The organism is Pseudomonas sp. FSL W5-0299 (assembly GCF_005930655.1).
GTDB lineage: Bacteria > Pseudomonadota > Gammaproteobacteria > Pseudomonadales > Pseudomonadaceae > Aquipseudomonas > Aquipseudomonas mandelii.
In genome coordinates this window covers 113,342-138,831 of the sequence record NZ_RXHX01000001.1, presented here as the reverse complement: position 1 = coordinate 138,831, position 25,490 = coordinate 113,342, and the positions used below count along the sequence as shown (strand labels likewise).

Here is a 25,490-nt window from a genome sequence, read left to right as displayed (position 1 = left end):
AAATATCTATTCACTGGACCTCCACGAACATCAGGACGAACATCGCCGACAAGGTTCGAGAAGGCCTTGAGTTGCTGCAAAGAGGGAGTTTTCACGGCGGGATTACGGGGGTGACCCCGCCTTGCAAACGCAAAAGCCCCGCCCGGCGAGATGCCGGGCGGGGCTTTTTTTTCAGCGGTTACGCGAGCGCTGTTACAACAGCGGGATCGAGTAGCTGACGATCAGACGGTTTTCGTCCTGGGAGCGAACGCCCGGGATGTTTGTGCGCCAGGTGGCGTTTTTCCACATCAAGCCAACGTTCTTCAACGGGCCTTCCGGTACGACGTAACCGACAGTCAGGTCGCGTTCCCACTCGGTGCTGTTATTACCGGCTGCAGCAGTAGAGGTGCGATTGGTGTCGATATCGTCGCCACGCAGATAAACCATACCAGCGGTCAAGCCAGGCACGCCGACTTTGGCGAAGTCAAACGAGTAGCGAGCTTGCCAGGTGCGCTCGCCGGCACGGCCGAACTTCTGGATTTGCATGTCGGTGATGGTGTAGTTCGACGAACCGTCGCCCTGGTTCAGCCAAGGGAAGTCGCTGCTGCCGTTGCTGACCTGATAGCCACCACCGAAGGTGTGACCGGCAACGGTGTACAGGAACAAGCCGCTGTACAGATTGTTATCGACCTTGCCTTTGCCATTGGAGGTGCTGCTGTAGTTGCCGGAGCTGTAGTACAGCGGGTCGTGACCGTTTGCGCCGTCATCCGAGCTGTTGAAGTAGCGCAAGTCAGACTTCAACACGCCAGGGCCGATAGCCCAGTTGTGTACCAGACCCAGGAAGTGCTGCTTGTAGAAGTCTTCCAGATTGCCGTAGTAGTACTGGGCAGTCAGGTCTTTGGTGATTTTGTAATCACCACCGGCATAGATGAACTTGTTGCTGTCGCGGCCGCTGGCGGTACGAGCGTTGGCGCCGCCGATGCTCAGCTGCTCATTGTTGCTGGAGTTACGTCCCTTCACGGCTTCGATCTGACCGCCAACCAGCGTCAGGTCCTTGATCTCGCCGGAAGTGATCTGACCACCCTGCCAGGTTTGTGGCAGCAGACGACCGTCGTTGGTCACGATAACCGGGTTCTTTGGCTGCAACGTGCCCAGCTTCAGTTCGGTCTGGGAGATCTTGGCTTTTGCCGTCAGGCCCAGGCTGGAGAAGTTATCAACTGCTTCGCCGTTGGACTCGCTCGGGAATACTGTGCCGCCGTACGAGTTATTGCTGGCACCGTTGGTACCACCGCCCGAATCCAGACGCACGCCCAACAGGCCGATCGCATCGATACCGAAGCCGACAGTGCCTTGGGTGTAACCGGAGATGAAACGCAGGTCGAAGCCTTGGCCCCACTCTTCGTTTTTGTTCGCGCCCGAACCATCACGGTTATCGGTGTTGATGTAGAAGTTACGCAGACCCAGAGTGGCCTTGCTGTCTTCGATGAAACCGGCGGCGCTTGCCTGCTGCGCCAAAACCCCTACGGCCACGGCCAGGGCCAAGGTGGACTTGTTCATTTGTTTCGCTCCTATCGTTTCTAATTTTTTATGCTTCTGGTCCTGGGTCGGATGCCCTGGATCCTGAAAAGCGCGGTTAGCGCCAGACCGCATGTCATCGTGACAACGCGCATCTACGGTCGCGGCCTACCCGCTGTGATTTTTTGGGGGGCGCATGGTAAAACCGAAAAACATTTATTTCATTATTTTTAATGCCATTTCGGAATATAGCTATTCGCGCCGAACACAGGGTATCGGCTCCTTGGCTTGCCACTTTAGGCGCCCGGATAAAAATCCAAAAAGAATAATAAATTACTATTTAAGGTCTATTTGGAATATCAAATAAAACGCGAAAAAAAGCCCCGCCCTGAGGCGAGGCTATTTCTGGTGGGTGTTACAGGAAGCTGTAGGTGTAGTTGAAGATCAGACGGGTCTGGTCTTGCGCAGAGATGTTGGTATCGCCGCGGTAGGTACCGTGACGCAACGTCGTGCCGAAGCCTTTAAGCGCGCCTGTCTGGATCACGTAATCCACACGCAGGTCGCGTTCCCACTCGGTCTGGTCTTTACCCACGCCGTTGGTAGCCTTGATGTTATCGCCACGCAGGTAGGCGGCCGAGGCTTTCAGGCCAGGAACACCCAGAGAAGCGAAGTCGTAGGTGTACTGACCGAAAGTGGTGTTCTCACCAGCACGGACGAAGCCGTTAACCATGGCGTCGGTGAACAGGTAGAAGCTCGTTCCTCCCGCGCCTTCGTTGCGACCGTTGCTGTCGACCACGTTGCCCTGGTTCAGGTAAACGAAGCCACCGTCATCGCTGACACGCTGATGGCCGAGCAGGAAGGCGTTGGCACCCAGGGTGTAGGTGAACATGGCGCTCCAGGTCTTGTTATCGACCTCGCCCGGGTTCTTGGCGAAACCACCGTTGTTATTGAACCGATAGCCCGCATCGCCGTTCTTGCCGTCGGAGCTGCTGTCGAAATAGCGCAGGTCTGTCTTGAACGACTGGTTGGGTGCGATCGTGTAGACGTGCACCAGACCGAGGAAGTTCTGCTTGTAGTAGTCTTCCAGGTTCGCGTAGTAGTACTGCAGGGTGAGGTCTTTGGTGACCTTCCAGTCCGCACCGGCATACCGGAACTTGTTGCTTTCCTCGGTACCGCCTGCCACGGCCAGGCCGGTGGTGTTCGACGAGGCGCGACCCGCTGCGTGCTCAAACTGGCCGACGTTAAAGGTGAAGTTGTCGATTTCCTTCGAGGTGATGGTGCCACCTTCAAAGCTCTGTGGCAGCAGACGACTGTCGTTCGCGACCAGAATCGGCATGTTCGGTTGCAGAGCGCCGCCCAGGTGAGCCTCGGTCTTCGAGAAACGCGCCTTGACGTTGGCGGCTGCGCGACTCCATGGGTCCGACGCCGAACCGTCGGAATCGCTTGGGAAGAAGGAGTTGTTATCCGGGTGGTGACCACGGCCACCGTCCAGATGAATGCCAACGACCGCCTGGGCATCGATACCGAATCCAACAACACCCTGAGTGAAACCAGACTGGTAATCGAACTTGAGACCTTCAGCGGTCTCTCTTTGATCGTTCGCAGTCCCTTCGCGGGTGTCCGCGTTGTAATACATGGTGCGGGAACTGACGGATGCCTTGCTGTCTTCGATAAAACCCGCGGCGCCTGCTTGCTGCGCCAAAACCCCTACGGCCACGGCCAAGGCCAAGGTGGACTTGTTCATTGTTTTAGCTCCTCTCGTTTCTAATTCTTGTATTCCTGGCCCTGAGTCGAATGCCCGGGATCCTAAGATGCGCGATTAGCGCCAGACCGTGACTCACAAGTCAATCGTAACTATGTGTGTCTACGACCATGGTCTAATCCCCGTTTTTTTTGGTCCTTGCAGGGTCGTGCGTTCGTCACAAACCCAAAAAGAATTGGTCTGTTCTTTTTAATACCTTTTAGGAATGAAGCTCCGCTCCATTCCTCGTCCCGGGCCAGAGCGGCCGGCTCGAAAATTAATTCCTAAAAGGTATTTTTTAGCGGTTTTTTAGATCGATCAGCTTTGACGCCATTCGGAAACAATCCCCTCCCGAAAGGCCACGCCATGACGACCAAACGCGCACTATCCAGACCAATTGTTACAGTTTGTGTATCGCTATTATTTTTCACTCAGCGTTCAAACGGCGAACCTCACGGTCGGTTATCAAACCGGTATCGACCCCAGCAAAGCCCCCCAAGCGGACGGTGTTTACGAAAAGACCATGGGTGGAAAATCGACTGGCGCCGTTTCAGGGCCTGGATGCCTCGAAGGTCAAAGTGGTGAACGGCAACCGGCGGAAATCGCTGCCGCCTGCAAGCGTGGCGCTGCTGGACGGCGGCACGGCCAAGGCCATTGGCGAGACGGCGAAGTTCTTGAAGGAGCAAGGGAAGGGTCGAGACGGTGCTGCCGGATTATTCGGCGTATGTCAGCGCGAAGTTCGTGCAGGAGTAACACAAACCCTGTGGCGAGGGAGCTTGCTCCCGCTGGGCTGCGGAGCGCCCCCAAACCCGGTAAACGCGTTATGTCTGATAGACCGAGTTGCCGGGTTTGGGAGTCCTTCGGCCTCCAGCGGGAGCAAGCTCCCTCGCCACAAAAGCCCGCAGTTACAGGGCTTTTTCGAAGATCTTCGAATTACGCTGATAGTTGTACAGCGACGCTCGCGCCGACGGCAGGCGTTCGACGCTGCTCGGCACGAACCCGCGTTCGCGGAACCAGTGAGCGGTCCGGGTCGTCAGCACGAACAGGGTTTTCAAGCCCTGGGCCCGGGCGCGGGTTTCGATGCGCTCCAGCAACTCATCACCGCGACCGCCGTGGCGGTATTCCGGGTTGACCGCCAGACACGCCAACTCGCCAGCGTCCGAATCGGCAATCTGATACAACGCCGCACAAGCGATGATCATGCCTTCGCGCTCAACCACGCTGAACTGCTCAATCTCGCGCTCCAGCACCTCGCGGGAACGACGCACCAGAATCCCTTGCTCTTCCAGCGGGCTGATCAGGTCCAGCAAACCACCGACATCTTCGATGGCCGCTTCGCGCACGATCTCGAATTGCTCCTGGGCTACCAGCGTGCCGCCACCGTCGCGGGTGAACAGCTCGGTCAGCAGCGCACCGTTTTCGGCATAGCTGACGATATGGCTGCGGGCAACGCCGCCCCGGCACGCTTCAGCCGCGGCATCCAGCAGTTCCGCCTGATAGTTGCTGCCCAGACGCTGCAAATGCGCCGGGACTTGTTGCGGACGCAGCTCACGCACCAGCCGACCGTTTTCATCGATCAAGCCAAGGTCAGCACCAAACAGCAGCAGTTTGTCCGCACCCAGGTCGATGGCCGCGCGCGTGGCAACGTCTTCGCAGGCGAGGTTGAAAATCTCCCCGGTCGGCGAGTAGCCCAATGGCGACAGCAGCACGATGGAGCGCTCGTCCAGCAGGCGATTGATGCCCTTGCGGTCAACCCGGCGCACTTCGCCGGTGTGGTGATAGTCGACGCCTTCCAGCACGCCGATCGGCCGTGCCGTCACCAGGTTGCCGCTGGCCACCCGCAGGCGCGAGCCCTGCATCGGCGACGAGGCCATGTCCATCGACAGCCGCGCTTCGATGGCGATGCGCAACTGGCCGACCGCATCGATCACACACTCCAGGGTCGCGGCATCGGTGATGCGCATCCCGTGGTGGTAATGCGGGGTCAGGCCGCGTGCGGCGAGACGGGTTTCGATTTGCGGACGGGAACCGTGAACCAGCACCAGGCGCACGCCGAGGCTATGCAGCAGCACCAGGTCGTGGACGATGTTGCCGAAATTCGGATGCTCAACGCCGTCGCCGGGCAGCATGACGACGAAGGTGCAATCGCGGTGAGCGTTGATGTAAGGCGAAGCGTGACGAAGCCAATTAACGTATTCGGGCATGAACCTGGGCCTGTAATAAATAGCAGCCAAAAAATGGGCGAAACTGAAAACGCACAGCGGGCTGATGGTTATCGTCGGAACAGGCTTGGCGACACGCGCGCTCTCCTCATGAATACGGGTTGGGACACTGGCAATTTACACCTGTAAGAGCCGGCTTGCTGGCGATGCAGGCGCCGCGGCTCATCAGGTGAACCGCGTCATCGTTCATCGCCAGCAAGCCGGCTCCTACAGGTTCAACCAGCTGACATTGGCGTTTGGGCCGGCGTCAGGCAGTAATGTTCAATCAATTGACGTAATAGATGCACGGTAGGCTGCAAACGTGACATTTCGAGGTATTCACCCGGTTGGTGCGCACAGGCGATATCGCCCGGGCCGAGTACCAGTGTTTCGCAGCCAAGACGCTGAAGATAAGGCGCTTCGGTGCCGAACGCCACTGCTTCGGCGCGATGGCCGGTGAGCTTTTCGGCGACCCGGACCAATTCGGCGTCCTCGGCCTGCTCGAACGGCGGCACTTCGGGGAACAGCGGCGCGTAATTGATCTTCACCTGATGGCGTTCGGCAATCGGGTTGAGCCGCTGCAGAATGGCCGCGCGCAGGGCTTTGGGGTCCATGCCCGGCAACGGCCGCAAGTCGAATTCCAGTGAACACTGGCCGCAGATGCGGTTGGGATTGTCGCCGCCATGGATACAGCCGAAGTTCATGGTCGGTGTCGGCACGCCGAATTGCGGATTGCGGAATTCACGCTGCCACAACAGGCGCAGGCCACGCAGCTCGCCGATGGCATCGTGCATGGCCTCAAGGGCGCTATGTCCCAGGCGCGGGTCCGAGGAATGGCCGCTCTGCCCGAGGATGTCGATGCGTTCCATCATGATGCCTTTGTGCATGCGGATCGGCTTCAGCCCGGTCGGCTCGCCAATCACTGCCGCACGCCCCAGCGGACGGCCGGCTTCGGCCAGGGCACGAGCGCCGGACATCGAGCTTTCTTCATCGCACGTGGCGAGGATCAGCAGCGGTTGCTTGAAAGGCTGATCGAGCAGCGGAATCACCGCCTCGATGGCCAGGGCAATAAAGCCTTTCATGTCGCAACTGCCAAGGCCCACCCAGCGGCCATCGACTTCGGTCAGTTTCAGCGGATCGGTCTGCCACAGTGCGCCATCGAACGGCACCGTATCGCTATGCCCGGCCAGCACCAGGCCACCGGGGCCGGAGCCGAAACTGGCCAGCAAGTTGAACTTGCCGGGGCTGACCTGCTGGATGTCGCAGGCGAAACCAAGGTCACCGAGCCACGTCGCCAGCAAGTCGATGACCGGACGGTTGGATTGATCAAGGCTGGGCTGGGTACAGCTGACCGTCGGCGCAGCAATCAGCGCAGCGAACTGATCTTTCATGGACGGCAAAGGCATCGCTGACTCCAACTCGCGAATTGAAGACCATCATAGAACCATCTGGCGACAGGAATAAACCGCCGCGGCACGTAGGACTGAGGAGTCCTGTACACTGCACGGCCTTGGCAGCCACACATTTCCCCCGGCTGCGCTCCCGATCCTGGATTTTCCGGCCATGCAGAAAGAAACCGAAATCAAACTCCGCGTCAGCCGCGAAACCCTCGCAGCCCTGCGCGAGCACCCGCTCCTGAAAAAACGCAACAAAAGTGGCTGGGAACGCCGTGAGTTGATGAACCAATACTTCGACACGCCTGAGCGCGACCTGGCCCGCGCCAAGGTTGCCCTGCGCCTGCGCAAGGACGGCGAAGAAGTGATTCAAACGCTCAAGACCCGAGGCCAGAGCGTCGCCGGTCTGTCCGAGCGTAACGAATACGACTGGAACCTGCCCAAAGCCAAGCTCGACGTGAAAAAACTCGACGGCGAATGCTGGCCAGAAGAATTGGCCGAGCTGGACAAGAAAACCCTGAAACCGATCTTCACCACCGATTTCGTTCGCGAACGCGCTGAAATCGCCTGGGGCCGCGGCAAGACCAAAGTGGTCATCGAAGCCGCACTGGACCTGGGCCACGTGGTGGTCGGCAAGCAGAAAGAAGAAATCTGCGAGCTGGAACTGGAACTGCGCGAAGGCGAGCCGGCTGCCCTGCTGGAACTGGCCGCCGAACTGGCCGCGACCCTGGCCCTGATGCCGTGTGACATCAGCAAGGCCGAGCGCGGTTATCGCTTGTACGACGCCAACAGCTATTCGTTGAGCCTGCCGGCACCGCAAATCACCGCTGAAACGCCGCTGGACGATGCATTCGCCGCGCTGAGCTGGCATTTGCTGAGCAGCAGCCAGCGTTTGGCCGAGCAGTATCGCTTCAATGGCCACTGGCGCTTGTTGCAGGACTGGGTCGAGAACCTGGCCGAATTGCGTGCCTTGCTGAGCAGCCTGGGCCAGGCCGCACCGCGTCAGTCGACTCACGATCTGCGCGTTGCTCTGGATGCCTTGCTCGAAGACTGGCGCCCGCTGGTGCAAGCCGGTATCGACGACGAAGACGTGCGCAAAGCCGCGCCGGAGCAATTCCTCGAAGAACTGGAAGACCCGCGCTGGGGCTTGTTCTCGCTGAACACGTCGCGTTGGTTGCTGGCCCGCACCTGGGCAGCTGATCGCAACGTCCGTGGCAATCGCCAGGGTGCTGCGCAATTGGGTAGCTGGTTGCCGCGTTTGCTGGGTGAAGAAGCGACCTCCCTGCAATTGCAGCGTTATCAGCAACAGCCGGAAGACCTGGCCGAGCAACTGCCGCGCATCGAGCGCATCCAGGCCTGGCTGCACCATGCCCGTGGCGTGCTGGACATCCCGGAAATGGACCGCCTGTACGGCGAGCTGAAGCAGCTTGCCCAATTGGCGAACGAGCCGATCACCGATGAATCGCTGGATGCGCGCAAGCAGCAGGCCATTGCGGTTTATCAGAATCGTGCCTGGAAAATGCTGCTGCGCATGTAACACCGCCTTCGCGGGCAAGCCTCGCTCCTACAGTATTTTCGTTGACCCCAATTCGGCGGCCGACTCAAACACTGTAGGAGCGAGGCTTGCCCGCGAAGAGGCCAGCACATTCACCGCATACCCTAGACAGGCAAACTCGTCGTCGACTTGATCTCCGACAACGCCACAATCGAGTTCACTTCCTGAATCCCCGGCACCATCGACAGCTTTTCAAAGAAAAACCGCTCATACGCCTCGATGTCCGCCGTGACGATCCGCAGCAAGAAATCCACCGATCCCATCAGCACATAACACTCCAGCACCTCGGGAAAGCCGCGAATCGCCTCGGTAAACTCAGTGAAGTTCGAACGCCCGTGCGCGTTGAGTTTGATCTCGGCAAAGATCTGCGTGTTAAGCCCGATCTTCTTCCGGTCGAGCAAGGTCACCTGCCCGCGAATGATCCCCTCCTCCTTCATCCGCTGAATCCGCCGCCAGCACGGCGACTGAGAAAGTCCCACCTGCTCGGCAATCTGCGCGCTGGAGAGCGAAGCGTCTTCTTGCAGCAACGCGAGAATCTTGCGGTCGTAGCCATCCAGCTCGCTGTGCATAAATAAACCCGTAATTGATAGCTGACCGAATCAAACAATTCGAAAAATAGCCAATAAGCTCCATCATAGATAAGAAATGCCCGGCACCGAATGTAAAAATTCCTCCATTGATTTGGAGACCGACCATGCCGCACCTGGAAGCTGTGAACACCTCGCCTATCCGCGCCGATGTCTGGCACGCCGGCAACGCGCACTGCCGCGTTCATTACCAACTGCTGGCCGAAGCCGAGCCGGACCTGCTGTGCCGGGCGCTCAACCTGTTCGCTTTGCAGTTTCTGACGCCGCAACAGGTCAGCGCGCAGCGGATGGACGATCTGATGTCGATCGACATCGTCATGGACGGGTTGAGCTGGCATCGCGCCGAAGTGATTGCGGAAAAATTACGTAACCTGATCAACGTGTGTTCGGTGGAGCTGCAAGCGGCTGATTCCCTGCGGGAAGCGCCCGTTCAGGCGGCGGGCTGACAAACCTCGACACGGCTTCGTCGGGTAGTGGCCCAACGGTCGGCGGGTCCGCGACTATCCTTTGCGAACTGTTGTTCATGAGGAGCCCGCATGTCCGTTCAACTTGCCATTCAGGACCGCTGGCTGGATCTCAATGATTTGCTGCGTGAACTGGTCGCCCAGGGCTTTATCAGCCAGGACTCGGCCGAACACGCGCTCAATGCCCGCCGCCGCCACGCCACCCATGGCCAGATGCATCCCCTGGAATTCATCGCCAGCCAGCACCTGGACGACCTCAGCCGTCCCGGTAAACACCTCGATCTGGAAAGCCTGACCCTGTGGCTGTCGCAGCAGGCGGGCCAGCCTTACTTGCGCATCGATCCGCTGAAAATCAACGTGGCGGCGATTACGCCGCTGATGTCCTACGCCTTCGCCCAGCGTCACAAGATTCTGGCGGTGTCCATCGACCGCGACGCGGTGACCGTGGCCAGCGCCCAGCCTTACGTCAACGGCTGGGAAGCTGACCTGACTCATGTGCTGAAACTGCCGATCAAACGCGTAGTGGCCAACCCGGTGGACATCCAGCGCTTCAGCGTCGAGTTTTTCCGGCTGGCCAAATCGGTCAGCGGTGCGACCAACAACGATCAGCAGGCCAGCAACCTGGGCAATTTCGAACAATTGCTCAACCTCGGCGCCAGCGACCAGGAACCGGACGCCAACGACGCGCACATCGTCAACATCGTCGACTGGCTGTTCCAGTACGCCTTCCAGCAGCGCGCCAGTGATATCCACATCGAACCTCGACGCGAGCAAGGCACAGTGCGCTTTCGCATCGACGGCGTGCTGCACAACGTCTATCAATTCCCCCCGCAAGTGACCATGGCCATCGTCAGCCGCCTGAAAAGCCTCGGGCGGATGAACGTGGCGGAAAAACGCAAACCCCAGGACGGCCGGGTGAAGACCAAAACCCCGGACGGCGGTGAGGTCGAGCTGCGGCTGTCGACCTTGCCGACGGCATTTGGCGAAAAAATGGTCATGCGGATCTTCGACCCGGAGGTGCTGCTCAAGGACTTCGATCAGTTGGGCTTCTCCGCCGAAGACCTGCGCCGCTGGCAGGACATGACCCGCCAGCCCAACGGCATCATTCTGGTGACCGGGCCGACGGGTTCGGGCAAAACCACCACGCTTTACACCACGCTGAAGAAACTGGCGACGCCGGAGGTCAACCTCTGCACCATCGAAGACCCGATCGAAATGGTCGAGCCGGCCTTCAATCAGATGCAGGTCCAGCACAACATCGACCTGACCTTCGCCGCCGGTGTTCGCGCACTGATGCGGCAGGATCCGGACATCATCATGATCGGCGAGATTCGCGACCTCGAAACCGCAGAAATGGCGATCCAGGCTGCGCTCACGGGTCACCTGGTGCTCTCGACCTTGCACACCAATGACGCGCCCAGCGCGATCAGCCGCTTGCTGGAACTCGGCGTGCCGCATTACCTGATCAAAGCCACGGTGCTCGGCGTCATGGCCCAGCGCCTGGTGCGAACCTTGTGCTCGCACTGCAAGGCACCACTGACGTTGGGTGAAGAAGACTGGCAAACCCTGACCAAACCCTGGCAAGCGCCACTGCCCACCAATGCCCAGCGCGCCATCGGCTGCCTGGAATGCCGCGACACCGGCTATCGCGGCCGCGCCGGGGTCTACGAAATCATGCAACTGACGGATGGCGTCAAGGCGCTGATCAATCCCGACACCGATTTGCTGGCGGTGCGGCGCCAGGCGTTCAAGGAAGGCATGCGCAGTTTGCGGCTGTCGGGAGCGCAGAAAGTGGCCGCAGGGTTGACGACGATCGAGGAAGTATTGCGCGTGACGCCGCAGAGTGAGCAGAAATAGCTGCGCTACCAGTCGGCCAGGCCCAATCCGGTATTGGGCTTGATCCATAGCACTGCACCGTCCGAGCTCCGCTGCAGGATCGAGTGACCCGCCTTCAGCATTTCGCCTGTGCGCAGGTTGTGTGCGGGGTTTGATTTGTTCGGGCTGAACAGCAGCGTGTGCGGCGAGTCCTCGCGTACCCTCGTCAGACGCGGGTATTGCCAATCGCCAAAGGTGATCCTGTCATTCAGTTGCCCCTCCCAACCCACGGCTTTTTGCTGTTTATCCAGTTTCAGGGTCAGGGTCGGGCCGGACAACGCAACACGTTGAAGGACAACCCGCTCGCGTTTCCCCCCCGGCGTCAGTTCATATTCCTCACCGTAACGGTGAACGTAACTGCCGGACGGCCAGGTCAACCCGCCCATCTCGGTGTTCGCCACCAGTGTGCAGGACTCGAAGCGCCAGCGATCCGGTTGCAGGCGAGTCTCTTCGTCGATCTCGAAAGTCACCCAGGTATCATTCGCACAAGGCCAGCCATCAACGGCTTGATCGCTGGCCAGCCGCAGTTTCACATACGGCGGGCCAAACATTTCCAGCGCCGTGACGTTGATACCCTTGATCCGGTGCGGTGCGACAAATTCGGCAGCAATGAGGCTGGGCAGGCCATGGACTTGTGGTTGATCGTATTGATCCAGCGGGTCGACCGTACTCAGATGCAGTCTGGTGCCGGCAGGCAGCGGCAGACCTTCGACTTGTACGTCATGCTCAAGTGTAGGCTTTCGCGCCCGATCGTTGGCAGCATCCAGCCAGTAGTTGCCTGACATGGCGCCGACCACGCTCAAACAGACCAAACCAAGCGCACCGAACCTGCGGGGTTGGCGCAACATCTGTCGGCGCCAGGCGGGAACGCACAGCGCAATCAACAGTGCGGGTAGGCCGACAAACGCCAGCAGTACCACATTCAACACAGTGACGTACAGCATTGCGCCAATAGCCAAGGGAAGCATCCATGCATCGAGAATAATCGGCCATGGTGCCAAACAACCTCTGAGCCTGCACCCCATGTGGGTCAAATGGGCAACATCTAGCGAGTCGAACCATCTGAATGAGCCGTCATGGAACTGGATTGGGGAAATGGCGATCCAACCCCGTAGTTAACCAGTGGAGTCACCCATCATGCGTCTCAAACTTGCTATCGCTACCATCGCTTTGTTGTCCCTTCCAGTCGGTTCGGCGATGGCCGATAGCTTTTGGCGTAACGTCATTTCGTCCGGTGCCACCACCGGTTCGACCTACCTGACCTTCAAGGATCACAAGCTGATCGTTGCCGCGCAGGACGATGCCGGCAGCTTCGTTGCCAGCGACGGCGGCATCCGCGGTCCTTATCTGGAAGCCGCAATGCAGAAAGTACGCTCCGACAATCCGGGCCTGCAGGCGACGGATATGGAACTGGCGAACGCGATCCTGGCAAAGAATGCCGTGGCTTCGGAATAAGCTGTTCAGCTGAATAAAAATGCCGCTCCCGTGAGCGGCATTTTTTTGCCCGACACAAAACCCTGTAGGAGCGAGCAGGCTCGCTCCTACATTGGATTTGCGTAGTCCGGGCGATCAGCGGTAATCATCGACGGGCACGCAGGCACAGAACAGATTCCTGTCGCCATAGACGTTGTCCACCCGATTCACCACCGGCCAATACTTGTGCGCCTTGGTGTGCGCATCCGGCGTCACCGCTTGCTCGATGCTGTAAGGCCGCTCCCAGACCCCGGTGATATCGGCCAGGGTGTGCGGCGCTCGCTTCAGCGGATTGTCTTCGGCGGGCCAGTTACCGTTCTGCACCTCGGTGATTTCCGCGCGAATGCTCAGCATCGCCCCGATAAATCGATCCAGTTCGGCCTTTGATTCGCTCTCGGTCGGCTCGACCATCAGTGTCCCTGGCACCGGAAACGACATGGTCGGCGCATGGAAGCCGTAATCCATCAGACGCTTGGCCACGTCCTCTTCACTGATCCCGGTCAGCGCCTTCAATGGCCGCAAATCGAGGATGCATTCGTGCGCCACCCGTTCGTTGCGCCCGGTGAAGAGCACTGGAAACGCCCCGGACAAATGTTGCGCCAGGTAATTCGCAGCGAGGATCGCCACCTCGCTGGCATCCGCCAATTGCGGGCCCATCATGGCGATGTACATCCAGCTGATCGGCAAAATGCTTGCGCTGCCCCAGGGCGCTGCGCTGACCGCACCGTTCTGCGCCAGCGGTCCCTCAATCGGCACCACCGGGTGATTGGCGACGAACGGCGCCAAATGCGCGCGCACGCCTATCGGCCCCATGCCCGGCCCGCCGCCGCCATGGGGAATGCAGAACGTCTTGTGCAAGTTCATGTGGGAGACATCGGCGCCAATGTCCGCCGGCCGCGCCAATCCCACCTGTGCGTTGAGGTTGGCGCCGTCCATGTACACCTGGCCGCCGTGGCTGTGGATAACTTCACAGATTTCGCTGATGCCTTCCTCGTACACGCCATGGGTCGACGGATACGTCGCCATCAGGCAGGCGAGTTTGTCGCCTGCGTCCGCGGCCTTGCCCTTCAGGTCATCCAGATCGACGTTGCCGGCCTCGTCGCACTCGACGATCACCACGCGCATCCCGGCCATCTGCGCCGAGGCGGGGTTGGTGCCGTGGGCCGAGGACGGAATCAGGCAAATCTCTCGCGCCCCCTGATGACGGCTCTCGTGATATTTGCGGATCGCCAGCAGCCCGGCGTACTCGCCTTGAGCGCCGGAGTTGGGTTGCATGCAAATCGCGTCGAAACCGGTGATTGCGCAGAGCCAGCGTTCCAGTTCCTCGATCATCAGCGAATAACCCACCGCCTGCTCTTTCGGTACAAACGGATGCAGGTTGGCGAATTGCGGCCAGGTGATGGGGATCATCTCGCTGGTGGCATTGAGTTTCATGGTGCAGGAGCCCAGCGGGATCATTGATTGGTTGAGCGCCAGGTCTTTGTTTTCCAGTTGCTTGAGGTAACGCAGCATCTCGGTTTCGCTGTGATGGGCGCTGAATACCGGATGACGCAGATAAGGCGAGGTGCGCAGCAGACCTGCCGGAATACCGGAAGCAAGGGTTTGAGCGTCCAGTTCGTCGACGTTCAGCCCATGATCGGAACCGAGGAACACATCAAACAGTTTCGCTACCGTGGATTCGTCAGAGGTTTCGTCGAGGCTCAGCCCCAACTGCCCGCGCCCGAGAATGCGCAAGTTGATCTGTGCTGCCTGGGCGCTTTCGATAATTGCGGTCTGAGTACCACCAACCTCCAGCGTCAGCGTGTCGAAAAAGTGGGTGTTGAGGCGAGTGATGCCGTGACGCTCCAGGCCAGCGGCGAGGATGCAGGTCAACCGATGGACGCGCTGGGCAATGCGTTTGAGTCCTTCCGGACCATGGTAGACCGCATAGAAACTGGCGATGTTGGCCAGCAGCACCTGAGCGGTGCAGATGTTCGAGTTGGCCTTCTCCCGGCGGATATGTTGCTCACGGGTTTGCAGGGCCATGCGCAGCGCGACATTGCCGCGAGCATCTTTCGACACGCCGATGATCCGCCCGGGAATCGCCCGTTTGTACTCATCGCGGCTGGCAAAAAACGCAGCGTGCGGCCCGCCGTACCCCATCGGCACACCGAAGCGCTGGGACGAGCCGAACACCACGTCGGCGCCCAACTCCCCAGGCGGGGTCAGCAACAGCAGGCTCAGCAGATCCGTCGCGACACAGGCCAGCGCCTGCTGGGCATGCAGATGATCGATCAACGGACGCAGGTCGCGGATCTCGCCGTGGGTGTCGGGATATTGCAGCAACGCACCAAACACCTCGTGCTGTTTCAAGTTATCCACAGCGTCGATGATCAGCTCGAAACCGAACCCTTCGGCCCGGGTCTGCACCACGGAAATGGTTTGCGGATGGCAGTTCTCATCGACGAAGAACAGATTGCTCCGGGACTTGGCGACCCGCTTGGCCAACGCCATGGCTTCCGCCGCCGCCGTGGCTTCATCGAGCAGCGAAGCGTTGGCCAGTTCGAGGCCCGTGAGGTCGATGGTCAATTGCTGGAAATTCAGCAGCGCTTCGAGCCGCCCCTGGGCAATCTCCGGCTGATAAGGGGTGTAGGCGGTGTACCAACCGGGATTTTCCAACACGTTGCGCAGAATGACGGCCGGCGTGAGGGTGCCGTGGTAACCCATACCGATCAGGCTGGTCCAGACCTGGTTTTGCTCGGCGTACCCGCGCAGCTTGGCCAGCGCAGCCTCTTCGTCGAGGGCCGGCGGCAAATCGAGCTCGCGGTTCAGGCGGATTCCCGGCGGTACCGTCTGTTCGATCAGTTCGACCCGGCTGCCGAGGCCGAGGCTGTCGAGCATCGCCTGTTGCTCGGCAGCATCGGGGCCAAGGTGGCGGCGAAGGAAGGCATTGGGATCGCGTAACTGGCTCAAGGACGGCAACTGGGACATGACGGGCTCTCTCTAGGCTGGCGCTCAACGTCGATGCAACACGGTCAAACCAGCATAGCAGCCGCTGCCAACAGCGAACCCGTGCAGGAGCGAGGCTTGCCCGCTCCCACAGGGAAATCCGTCAGGCGAAAAAAAGCCCCGACACGTCGGGGCTTTGGGATGACGCTGAAGGCTTAGTCGCCGATGGCGGCCTTGTAGCCGGCTGCATCGAGCAGCTTGTCCAGCTCAGCCTTGTCGCTAGGCTTGAGTTTGAAGATCCACGCGCCGTATGGATCGGTGTTCAGCAGTTCAGGCGAACCGTTCAGCTCTTCGTTGATCGCAATCACTTCGCCAGCAATCGGCGCATAGATGTCGGACGCAGCTTTAACCGACTCAACGACACCGGATTGATCGCCGGCAGCGAAAACTTTTCCAACTTCAGTCAGCTCAACGAACACCACATCGCCCAAGGCTTCCTGAGCGTGATCGCTGATGCCCACGGTAACGGTGCCATCGGTTTCCAGACGGGCCCATTCGTGACTTTCGGCAAAACGCAGGTCGGCAGGGATATCGCTCATGTTCTGTGTCCTCAAGAGAATTGTCAGCGGTCGTTGCCCGCCAAAAAGGTTAGATCAAGGTTTTGCCATGGCGGACGAAGGTCGGTTTGACCACCCGGACCGGGTACCACTTGCCACGGATTTCCACTTCTGCGCGGTCGGCAGTTGCCATCGGCACGCGCGCCAGTGCTATCGACTTGCTAAGCGTAGGAGAGAAACTACCACTGGTGATCTCTCCTTCGCCAACATTGGCGATACGGACCACTTGATGAGCGCGCAAAACCCCACGCTCCTCAAGGACCAGACCGACCAGCTTATGCTGCACACCACCGGCCCGCTCGGTTTCCAGAGCACTGCGACCAATGAACTGGCGAGTGGCCGGTTCCCAGGCAATGCTCCAGGCCATGTTCGAGGCCAGCGGTGAAACGTCTTGATGAATGTCCTGGCCGTACAGGTTCATGCCGGCTTCGACACGCAAGGTATCCCGGGCACCCAGGCCGATAGGAGAAATGCCCGCGCCCACCAGGTCGTTGAAAAACCCTGGCGCCTGATTGGCGGGTAGAACGATTTCCAGGCCATCTTCACCGGTATATCCGGTGCGCGCGATGAACCAGTCGCCGTCAGGCTGGCCTTCAAAAGGCTTGAGCATCTGGATCAGGTTGCCGCGGGACTGGGTCACCAGTTCGGAAATCTTGTGCCGGGCATGGGGGCCTTGAATCGCCAGCATCGCCAGTTCGGAGCGCTCGTTGAGCTGCACATCGAAACCATCGAGGTGGGCCTGCATCCAGGCGAGGTCCTGATTGCGGGTGGAGGCGTTGACCACCAGCCGATAACCGTCCTCGAGACGGTAGACGATCATGTCGTCGACGATGCCGCCGCGCTCGTTGAGCATGGTGCTGTACAAGGCACGGCCAGGGCTGTGCAGGCGCTCGACGTCATTGGCCAGCAAATGCTGGAGCCAGGCCTTGGCCTGGGGGCCGGTGACATCAATCACGGTCATGTGGGATACATCGAAAACCCCGCAATCGCGGCGCACCTGATGGTGTTCCTCGACCTGCGATCCGTAATGCAGAGGCATATCCCAACCGCCAAAATCGACCATCTTCGCGCCAAGGGCGAGATGAAGGTCATACAGAGGCGTGCGCTGTCCCATGGGTTTCTCCTTCCGGGCGTGGCGAAGGTGCGGGCCGGTGCTTCACGGGCGAAAGCCTTGAAATAGAAGGCTTTGAGCCGATGTCAGCTACCAGGTCCGTAGGACGGACCGCACCGAATGCCGCGCATTGTAGCCTCAAGGTGTAGGACTGACACCTAGGCGTTTCGATGCGCCGAACGTCGAATCAATCCGATGACCGGTAACAGCCCGACCAAAACCAGAGTCAAGGCCGGCAACGAAGCTCTCGCCCACTCCCCTTCGCTGGTCATTTCAAAGATCCGAACCGCCAGCGTGTCCCAGCCAAACGGGCGCATCAGCAGGGTCGCGGGCATTTCCTTGAGCACATCGACGAACACCAGCAACGCGGCGCTCAAGGTGCCGGGCAGCAATAACGGCAGATACACTTTGAAAAACAGTCGTGGCCCACTGACCCCAAGGCTACGTGCCGCTTCGGGCAAAGATGGCCGTATTCGCGCCAGGCTGCTTTCCAGCGGTCCGTAGGCCACGGCGATGAAACGCACCAGATAGGCCAGCAACAACGCCGACAGACTGCCCAGCAGCAATGGCTTGCCCGCGCCACCGAGCCAGCCCGACAGCGGGATGACCAGCTCGCGATCCAGATAACTGAACGCCAGCATGATCGACACCGCCAGCACCGAACCCGGCAGGGCGTAGCCGAGGTTGGCCAGGCTGATACCGGAGCGGATCGCCCGGGTCGGTGCCAGGCGCCGGGCAAATGCCAGCACCAGGGCAACGCTGACGGTGATCAGCGCGGCCATGCCGCCCAGGTACAAGGTGTGGACGATCAGACCGGCGTAACGCTCATCCAGGTCGAAGCGTCCACGCTGCCAGAACCACACCACCAGTTGCAGCATCGGAATGACGAAGGCACAGGCGAACACCAGGCCACACCAAGTCATGGCCGCCAACGCCTTGAAACCCCGCAGGTGGTACAGCGCCTTGATGCGAGGTCGTTCATTGCTGGTGCGGTTGGCCCCGCGAGCACGCCGTTCGCCGTACAACACGACCATCACCACCAGCAGTAACAGGCTGGCCAGTTGCGCGGCGGTGGAGAGGCTGAAAAATCCGTACCAGGTTTTGTAGATGGCCGTGGTGAACGTGTCGAAGTTGAACACCGACACCGCACCGAAGTCCGCCAGGGTTTCCATCAGCGCCAAGGCCACACCGGCACCAATCGCCGGCCGCGCCATGGGCAAGGCCACTCGCCAGAACGCCTGCCACGGCGATTGCCCCAGCACCCGCGCCGCTTCCATCAGGCCTTTGCCTTGGGCAAGGAACGCAGTGCGCGCCAGCAGATAAACGTAGGGATAAAACACCAGCACCAGAACAAGGATGACGCCGCCGGTGGAACGCACTCTCGGCAATCGCAGCTCGGTGCCGAACCATTCGCGCAGCAAGGTTTGCACGGGGCCGGCGAAATCCAGCAGGCCGACGAAGACGAAGGCCAGCACGTAAGCAGGAATGGCAAATGGCAGCATCAGCGCCCAGTCCAGCCAACGCCGGCCGGGAAATTCGCAGAGGCTGGTGAGCCAGGCGAGGCTCACACCCAGGAGCGTGACGCCGATACCGACGCCGAGCACCAGGGTCAGGGTATTGCCCAGCAGGCGCGGCATCTGGGTGTCCCAGAGGTGGGACCAGATTTGCTGATCGATGGTTTGCCAGGAGAAGAACAGGACGCTCAGGGGCAGCAGGACCAGCGCGGCGATGGCGAAGACCAGGGGATACCAGCGGCGTTGGGCGGGGTGGGCCAAGGGGATTCTCTAGAAAATATGGGCCGACTCTAACCTGAAGTCGGCTCCATTTTGTGGCGAGGGAGCTTGCTCCCGCTCGGGTGCGAAGCAGCCGCAGGAGGTTATCAGATCATCTCGATCCTGACCTGTCGACGCCAACGGGGCCGTTTCGCAGCTCAGCGGGAGCAAGCTCCCTCGCCACAGGTAGCCGCTCGCCACAATAACGGTGAAGTCAGTTCCAGCCAGCCCGATCCATCATGCGAATCGCTTCAGCCTGACGCTTGCCGGCAATTTCCACCGGTAGCGTATCCGCCACAAACTTGCCCCAGCTCGCCACTTCCGCAGACGGTTGAACCGCAGGGTTAGCCGGGAATTCCTGGTTCACGTCAGCGAAGATCTTCTGCGCTTCAGGGGTGGTCATCCATTCAACCAGGGCTTTGGCGGCTTCTGGATGCGGTGCATGCTTGGTCAGGCCGATGCCCGACAGGTTCACGTGTACGCCGCGATCGCCCTGGTTCGGCCAGAACAGCTTCACGGCCAGGTCAGGCTTCTGTTTGTGCAGGCGGCCATAGTAGTAAGTGTTGACGATGCCGACGTCGCATTGGCCAGCGTTGATCGCTTCCAGCACCGCGATGTCATCGGAGAACACATCGGTGGACAGGTTGTTGACCCAACCTTTGAGGATCTTCTCGGTTTTTTCGGCGCCGTGCACTTCGATCATGGTGGCGGTCAAGGACTGGTTGTAGACCTTCTTCGCCGTGCGCAGGCACAGGCGACCTTCCCAGTTTTTGTCGGCCAGCCCTTCGTAAGTGCTCAGCTCGCCCGGTTTCACCCGCGCGGTGGAGTAGGCGATGGTCCGGGCCCGCAGGCTCAAGCCAGTCCAGGCGTGAGCCGAGGAGCGGTATTGCAGCGGGATGTTGGCGTCGATCACCTTGGAGGTGAACGGTTGCAGGATGCCCATCTGCTCCGCCTGCCAGAGGTTGCCGGCATCGACGGTCAGCAGCAGGTCGGCGGTGGCGTTCTCGCCCTCGGCCTTGATCCGCTGCATCAACGGCGCTTCCTTGTCGGTGATGAACTTCACCTGCACACCGGTTTTCGCGGTGTAGGCATCGAAGACCGGCTTGATCAGCTCGTCGATACGCGAGGAGTAAACCACCACCTCGTCGGCGGCCTGGGCAGTGGTGCTACCGATCAGGGTCAGGGCGAGTGCAGTCAGTAGACGCTTCGGTGCCAACATGGGAGCGATCTCTCGATTGGAAAATTGAGGGCAAATGATAAGGACTCACATTTAGCTTCTCAATCGAACAGTTCGCGGAGGCGTTACCAAATGTTGCATGGTCGACATGGGTGGTGAATGTACCAACGCCATCGCGAGCAGGCTCGCTCCCACAGGGGAATGCATTTCAACTGTGGGAGCGAGCCTGCTCGCGATGAGGCCGTCTGCCGCAATGAAGATGTCAGGCCTTGGCCAGCGCCGGCAAATCCCCGATCAACCCCAGCGCTTCGCGCACGAACAACGCCTTGGCTTCCGGCATCTGGTCAACCATCTTCAACCCGGCATTACGCAACCAGCGAACCGGCAACGGATCCGCCTGGAACAAGCGTTCAAAGCCTTCCATCGCCGCCATCAACGCCAGGTTGTGCGGCATGCGCCGACGCTCGTAACGACTCAGCACCTTCACATCCGCCAATCGCTCGCCGCGCCCTGCCGCTTGCAGCAGCACTTCGGCCAGCACAGCGGCGTCGAGGAAACCGAGGTTGACGCCCTGCCCGGCCAGCGGGTGAATGGTATGCGCCGCATCACCGATCAACGCCAAACCTTCAGCCACATATCGCTTGGCATGCCGCTGACGCAGCGGCACGCACAAACGCGGGTCGGCGCTGAGCACCGTGCCGAGCCGGCCTTCAAAGGCGCGTTCCAATTCGAGACAGAAAGCGCCGTCGTCCAGCGCCATCAGGCGTTCGGCTTCGCTCGGCGTGGTCGACCAGACGATCGAACACCAATCCTGCTGACCGTCCCGCTCCAACGGCAGAAACGCCAATGGACCGTTGTCGGTGAAGCGCTGCCACGCGGTCATTTGATGAGGTTTGGAGCTGCGCACGCTGGTGACGATCGCATGGTGCAGATAGTCCCACTCGCGCGTGGCCACGCCGGTCAGGCGCCGCACCGCCGAATTGGCGCCATCCGCCGCTATCACCAGGGGCGCGCGCAAGGTGCGACCATCGGCCAGGGTCAGCAGCCAGTCATCGCCGGAGCGGCGCATCTGCTCCAGACGCGCATTGGCCAGCATCCCGAGGTCGCAGTCGTGCAGACGATCCAGCAAGGCATCCTGAACCACGCGGTTCTCGACGATATGGCCCAGCACGTCGGCATGCACACTGGCGGCCGAGAAATGAATCTGCCCGGTGCCGCTGCCATCCCAGACCTGCATGTCGGTGTAAGGGCTGCTGCGGCGATTGGCGATGCCGTCCCACACGCCCAGGCGCTCGAGAATGCGCTGGCTGGCCGCCGACAAGGCACTCACCCTCGGTTCGAACGGCGCCTGGGCATCAAAGGGTTTGACGCTCATCGGGCTGCCGTCCAGCAACAGGACTTCCAGCCCGCTGTCCTGCAACGCCAGCGCCAGGGCGCTGCCGACCATTCCGGCCCCGACAATCAGCAGATCTGCGCGCATTTCCATGCTTTAAGCCTGTCTCGCTTGCGGTTTGAGCCGCACGTAAAGGGTTTTCTGCACCCGCGCCACCAGGGCGCCGGCACCGTCATGAATATCGACCTGCAACTGCGGCAGGTACTTTTCGCCGTTCGCTGTCTGTCGACGGATCTCGTCGAGCAAGGTCTCGTCGATGCTGAAGCGGGCGAACACCGGGCCTTTGCCCGGCGCGATGAAATCGATGTCGGCAGCCTTGTCCCAGACAATGAACTGACGACCGAGGTTTTCCATCAGCATCAGCATGTAGAACGGGTCGACCATCGAATACAGGCTGCCGCCAAACTGGGTACCGACGTAATTGCGGTTGTACCAACTCAGTCCCATGGACACTTGAATGTCCCGGAAGTCATCGCTGATGTGCTGCACCCGCACCCCGGCACCGAGGTACGGCGGGTAGAAGGTCATGAACCACCGCATCAACCGCGCTTTACCGAACGTATCAGTCAGCCACTTAAGCATCGGGACGCGTACCCAGGCCCATGGCTTGCCGGGCGAACCAGCGCTTGGCCGGCGGCAGCAGATCGAGACCGAGCAGGCCTATGTTGCGGCCCAGCGAAACCAGTGGCTGGGTGCTGCCGAACAAACGGGTCACCTGATCGGAGAACCCCACAGTCAGGTTCTGATCCATGCGCTGACGCTCGCGATAAGCCTGCAAGGTCGCGAAGTCGCCGGGCGACGTGTCGCTCGCCAGCAGCGCATCGGCCAGGGCTTGAGCATCACGCAAGGACAGGTTGAAGCCCTGGCCGGCAATCGGGTGCAGGCTGTGGGCGGCGTTGCCGAGGATGGCCAGATGCGGACGCACTTGCTCTTCGGCTTCGATCAGCGTCAATGGGTACAGATGCCGCGCGCCCACCTGCTTCAGGGTGCCAAGGCGATAACCGAACACGCCCTGCAACTCGCTGAGGAAACTGCGCTCATCCAGCGCCGCCAGTCGTTGCGCGTCCATCCCCAAGCGGGTCCAGACCAGGGCGCAGCGGTTGTCCGGCAGCGGCAACAACGCCATCGGGCCGTCATCGGTGAAGCGCTCGAAGGCCACGCCGTTATGCGCTTCGCTCGGGGTGACGTTGGCAATCAGTGCGCTCTGGTTGTACGGACGCTTTTTGATGCCGATGCCCAATTGCTCGCGCAGGCCCGAACGGCCGCCATCAGCGAGCACCGCAAGGTCGCATTCCAGGGTGGTTTCATCGTTGAGGGTCAGGCGATAGCCATCGGTCAGCGGTTCCATGCGCGTGACTTCCGCCGGGCAACGCCAAGTGACCACATCCTTGTCCAGGCCCTGCCAGAGGCATTGGCCTAGCCAGGCGTTTTCCACCACATAACCCAGCGCCGGCACGCCCTCTTCCATCGCCGACAAACGGGCGGTGGAAAAACGTCCACGGTCGGAGACATGAATCTGCTTGATCGGCTCGGCGCGGCGGGAGATTTCCTGCCACACGCCCAACCGTTGATAAATCTGTTTGGCCCCGTAGGACAGCGCCGAAGAACGGGCGTCATAGCTCGGTTGATAGGTGTCGCCCGGGGCGAATGGCTCGATCAGCACGATCTTCCAGCCACGGGCCTTGGCCCCGGCCTGCAACGCCAATGCAAGGCTGGCGCCCACCAGGCCGCCACCGATAATTGCCAGATTGACTCGACTCATGCCGCTTGTGTCCGCGCAGCAGCCATCAAGGCCTCGATCTCGGCGACCGTTTTCGGCACGCCTTGGGTCAGGATTTCACAACCGTTTTTGGTGACCACCACGTCGTCCTCGATGCGCACGCCAATGCCGCGCCATTTCTTCGCTACGTTCTGGTTGTCCGGGGCAATGTAAATACCCGGTTCCACAGTGAGCGCCATGCCGACTTCCAGCACCCGCCATTCGCCGCCGACCTTGTATTCGCCGACGTCATGCACATCCATGCCCAACCAATGGCCGGCACGATGCATGTAAAACGCTTTATAGGCTTCGCTGGCGATCAACTCGTCGACGTCGCCCTGCAACAGGCCCAACTTCACCAGACCGGAGGTAATCACCCGGACCGTGGCTTCGTGCGCCTGATTCCAGTGTTTGTTCGGGGCGATTTCGGCGAATGCGGCTTCTTGCGACGCCAGCACCAACTCGTAAATCGCTTTCTGCTCCGCTGAATATTTGCCGTTGACCGGCCAGGTGCGGGTGATGTCGCTGGCGTAGCAGTCGATCTCGCAACCGGCGTCGATCAACACCAGGTCGCCATCCTTGAGCACGGCATCATTCTGCTGGTAATGCAGGATGCAGCTGTTGCGCCCGGCGGCAACGATCGAACCGTAGGCCGGCATCTTCGCCCCGCCCTTGCGGAACTCGTAATCGAGTTCGGCTTCGAGGCTGAACTCGTGCAGCCCGGCCCGGCTGGCCTGCATCGCCCGGATATGCGCCTGGGCGGAAATCCGTGCGGCTTCGCGCATCACCTTCACTTCTGCCGCCGATTTATACAGGCGCATGTCGTGCAGCAGATGATCCAGGGCAACGTATTCGTTCGGCGGCTGGGCGCCGAGGTGCGCTTTAGAGCGGATCACGTTGATCCACTCCATCAGGTGCCGGTCGAATTCCGGGTTGCTGCCCATGGCCGAATACACCCGGTCGCGCCCTTCGATCAGGCCCGGCAGGATGTCGTCGATGTCGGTGATTGGAAACGCATCGTCGGCGCCGAAGTCGCGGATCGCGCCTTCCTGGCCGGCGCGCAGGCCGTCCCACAGTTCTCGCTCGGCGTTGCGTTCACGGCAGAACAGAATGTACTCGCCATGTTCGCGACCGGGCATCAGTACGATGACGGCCTGAGGCTCGGGGAAGCCGCTGAGGTACTGGAAGTCGCTGTCCTGCCGGTAGACGTGCTCGACGTCGCGGTTGCGTATGGCTACTGCGGCGGCGGGCAGGATGGCGATGCTGTTGGGTTCCATCTGCGCCATCAGGGCCTTGCGGCGACGGCTGTATTCCGATTTCGGGATATGAATCATGGGCAGATGGCGTTCCCTGGCAACAATTAATGCAGCGACGGCTTGGCCGCAGCCGGCTCTTCCGCTTTTTTGGTTTCGGAGAACAGCAGCAGCGGCGCAACGCGCAGGTATTCCATCACTTCCATGTAGTCGCTTTCGCCGTCTTCGGACTCTTCCAGGGCGTCTTGCACCTGGGAAATGGCCGCCAGATCCTGCAACACTTCGGTGGCTTCGGTGCTCAGCATGCTGCTGTCACGGCAGTTCAGGCCGAAACCGCTGAGAAAGCCCTGGCACCATTGGCCCAGTGCCGCGGCACGGTCAGCCAGTGGCGCGTCATCGGTCGGCAGCAGCAGAACGACAGTGACGTCGTCGCCGGTGAGCTCGCCCTTGACCATCTCCTGCAAGCCGATCAAGGCATTGCGGACATTATCCTGGGGCTCAGTTTCGAGCAGTTCGGCGGCATCGACCAGCCAGCCTTCGGCATCGAAACCGGCACCGGCGCAGCTGCGGCCGAGCAGCAGGCCGTGCAGTTCGGCAGGCGAGACGTTATGACCGCTGGAAGTCAGCAGGGTGGCGAAGGCTTGGTACGGGGAATTCTGAATGGGCATGGGCAGCTAGGCGCCAGACGGCGCTATG

The 25,490-nt window shown here is 60.4% G+C and carries 20 protein-coding genes and 2 pseudogenes; 6 read left to right on the top strand and 16 right to left on the bottom strand.

Annotated elements, in window-relative coordinates:
* Nucleotides 1–192 precede the first annotated feature (192 nt).
* Together FHL16_RS00660 and FHL16_RS00655 are read right to left on the bottom strand one after the other, a co-directional pair.
* A complete protein-coding gene (locus FHL16_RS00660; protein ID WP_010466661.1) occupies nt 193–1,536 on the bottom strand; it encodes an OprD family porin in 1,344 nt (447 codons plus the stop codon).
* 373 nt (nt 1,537–1,909) lie between these two features.
* The gene (locus FHL16_RS00655; protein WP_010466659.1) at nt 1,910–3,238 is read right to left on the bottom strand and encodes an OprD family porin; all 1,329 of its coding nucleotides are present in this window, start codon (nt 3,236–3,238) and stop codon (nt 1,910–1,912) included.
* A gap of 363 nt (nt 3,239–3,601) precedes the next feature.
* On the opposite strand from FHL16_RS00655, the pseudogene tauA (FHL16_RS34865) reads away from it, so the two are divergent.
* Nucleotides 3,602–3,793 (top strand): annotated as a pseudogene (tauA, locus tag FHL16_RS34865) (taurine ABC transporter substrate-binding protein); the annotation flags it as partial.
* Nucleotides 3,794–3,858: 65 nt separating this feature from the next.
* Nucleotides 3,859–3,988: pseudogene (gene tauA, locus FHL16_RS34860) on the top strand (taurine ABC transporter substrate-binding protein); the annotation flags it as partial.
* A 152-nt stretch (nt 3,989–4,140) separates the two neighbouring features.
* Here tauA (FHL16_RS34860) and argA read toward each other — a convergent pair.
* Nucleotides 4,141–5,439 (bottom strand): amino-acid N-acetyltransferase, encoded by a 1,299-nt coding sequence (gene argA / locus FHL16_RS00645; protein ID WP_010466657.1) that lies wholly within the window; start codon nt 5,437–5,439, stop codon nt 4,141–4,143.
* A gap of 233 nt (nt 5,440–5,672) precedes the next feature.
* Nucleotides 5,673–6,842: an acetylornithine deacetylase gene (gene argE, locus FHL16_RS00640; RefSeq protein ID WP_077747178.1), complete on the bottom strand. Its 1,170-nt coding sequence runs from the start codon at nt 6,840–6,842 to the stop codon at nt 5,673–5,675.
* Between the two features lie 157 nt (nt 6,843–6,999).
* Between argE and FHL16_RS00635 the strand changes: the two genes are divergently transcribed.
* Entirely contained in the window at nt 7,000–8,367 is a 1,368-nt protein-coding gene (locus FHL16_RS00635; protein WP_077747177.1) for a CYTH domain-containing protein, read from the top strand.
* A gap of 122 nt (nt 8,368–8,489) precedes the next feature.
* On the opposite strand, the gene FHL16_RS00630 is transcribed toward FHL16_RS00635, so the two are convergent.
* Nucleotides 8,490–8,954 carry an Lrp/AsnC family transcriptional regulator gene (locus tag FHL16_RS00630; RefSeq protein WP_046045137.1) on the bottom strand — a complete coding sequence of 155 codons (465 nt, stop codon included), beginning with the start codon at nt 8,952–8,954 and terminating at the stop codon, nt 8,490–8,492.
* Between the two features lie 125 nt (nt 8,955–9,079).
* On the opposite strand from FHL16_RS00630, the gene FHL16_RS00625 reads away from it, so the two are divergent.
* Both FHL16_RS00625 and FHL16_RS00620 read left to right on the top strand, forming a co-directional pair.
* On the top strand, nt 9,080–9,418 hold the full coding sequence (locus FHL16_RS00625) for a hypothetical protein (RefSeq protein WP_010466649.1): 339 nt from the start codon (nt 9,080–9,082) through the stop codon (nt 9,416–9,418).
* 90 nt (nt 9,419–9,508) lie between these two features.
* Nucleotides 9,509–11,293, top strand: a complete 1,785-nt coding sequence (locus FHL16_RS00620; protein WP_077747176.1) for a GspE/PulE family protein — start codon at nt 9,509–9,511, stop codon at nt 11,291–11,293.
* Nucleotides 11,294–11,298: 5 nt separating this feature from the next.
* On the opposite strand, the gene FHL16_RS00615 is transcribed toward FHL16_RS00620, so the two are convergent.
* The gene (locus tag FHL16_RS00615; RefSeq protein ID WP_077747175.1) at nt 11,299–12,279 is read right to left on the bottom strand and encodes a hypothetical protein; all 981 of its coding nucleotides are present in this window, start codon (nt 12,277–12,279) and stop codon (nt 11,299–11,301) included.
* Between the two features lie 166 nt (nt 12,280–12,445).
* Between FHL16_RS00615 and FHL16_RS00610 the strand changes: the two genes are divergently transcribed.
* Nucleotides 12,446–12,766 (top strand): DUF2388 domain-containing protein, encoded by a 321-nt coding sequence (locus FHL16_RS00610; RefSeq protein ID WP_177346219.1) that lies wholly within the window; start codon nt 12,446–12,448, stop codon nt 12,764–12,766.
* Nucleotides 12,767–12,880: 114 nt separating this feature from the next.
* Here FHL16_RS00610 and gcvP read toward each other — a convergent pair whose 3' ends face one another.
* The 10 genes from gcvP to FHL16_RS00560 form a co-directional block, all read right to left on the bottom strand.
* On the bottom strand, nt 12,881–15,754 hold the full coding sequence (gcvP, locus tag FHL16_RS00605; RefSeq protein WP_010464977.1) for an aminomethyl-transferring glycine dehydrogenase: 2,874 nt from the start codon (nt 15,752–15,754) through the stop codon (nt 12,881–12,883).
* Between the two features lie 173 nt (nt 15,755–15,927).
* Nucleotides 15,928–16,311 carry a glycine cleavage system protein GcvH gene (gene gcvH, locus FHL16_RS00600; RefSeq protein ID WP_010464979.1) on the bottom strand — a complete coding sequence of 128 codons (384 nt, stop codon included), beginning with the start codon at nt 16,309–16,311 and terminating at the stop codon, nt 15,928–15,930.
* A 49-nt stretch (nt 16,312–16,360) separates the two neighbouring features.
* Complete coding sequence (gene gcvT / locus FHL16_RS00595) at nt 16,361–17,443, bottom strand: glycine cleavage system aminomethyltransferase GcvT (protein ID WP_077747173.1); 1,083 nt, start codon at nt 17,441–17,443, stop codon at nt 16,361–16,363.
* Between the two features lie 155 nt (nt 17,444–17,598).
* Complete coding sequence (locus tag FHL16_RS00590) at nt 17,599–19,215, bottom strand: ABC transporter permease (protein WP_010464983.1); 1,617 nt, start codon at nt 19,213–19,215, stop codon at nt 17,599–17,601.
* 211 nt (nt 19,216–19,426) lie between these two features.
* Nucleotides 19,427–20,431, bottom strand: coding sequence for an extracellular solute-binding protein (locus FHL16_RS00585; RefSeq protein ID WP_077747172.1), 1,005 nt, complete (start codon nt 20,429–20,431; stop codon nt 19,427–19,429).
* Nucleotides 20,432–20,651: 220 nt separating this feature from the next.
* Entirely contained in the window at nt 20,652–21,869 is a 1,218-nt protein-coding gene (locus FHL16_RS00580) for a 2-octaprenyl-3-methyl-6-methoxy-1,4-benzoquinol hydroxylase (protein WP_177346218.1), read from the bottom strand.
* A gap of 9 nt (nt 21,870–21,878) precedes the next feature.
* Nucleotides 21,879–22,364, bottom strand: a complete 486-nt coding sequence (locus FHL16_RS00575; protein ID WP_010464988.1) for a DUF4442 domain-containing protein — start codon at nt 22,362–22,364, stop codon at nt 21,879–21,881.
* Nucleotides 22,357–23,544 carry a 2-octaprenyl-6-methoxyphenyl hydroxylase gene (gene ubiH, locus FHL16_RS00570; RefSeq protein WP_010464989.1) on the bottom strand — a complete coding sequence of 396 codons (1,188 nt, stop codon included), beginning with the start codon at nt 23,542–23,544 and terminating at the stop codon, nt 22,357–22,359. The genes FHL16_RS00575 and ubiH overlap by 8 nt, the downstream gene beginning before the upstream one ends.
* Nucleotides 23,541–24,875, bottom strand: a complete 1,335-nt coding sequence (gene pepP, locus FHL16_RS00565) for a Xaa-Pro aminopeptidase (RefSeq protein ID WP_077747170.1) — start codon at nt 24,873–24,875, stop codon at nt 23,541–23,543. The genes ubiH and pepP overlap by 4 nt, the downstream gene beginning before the upstream one ends.
* A 26-nt stretch (nt 24,876–24,901) precedes the next feature.
* Entirely contained in the window at nt 24,902–25,462 is a 561-nt protein-coding gene (locus FHL16_RS00560; protein ID WP_010464994.1) for a YecA/YgfB family protein, read from the bottom strand.
* Nucleotides 25,463–25,490: the final 28 nt, after the last annotated feature.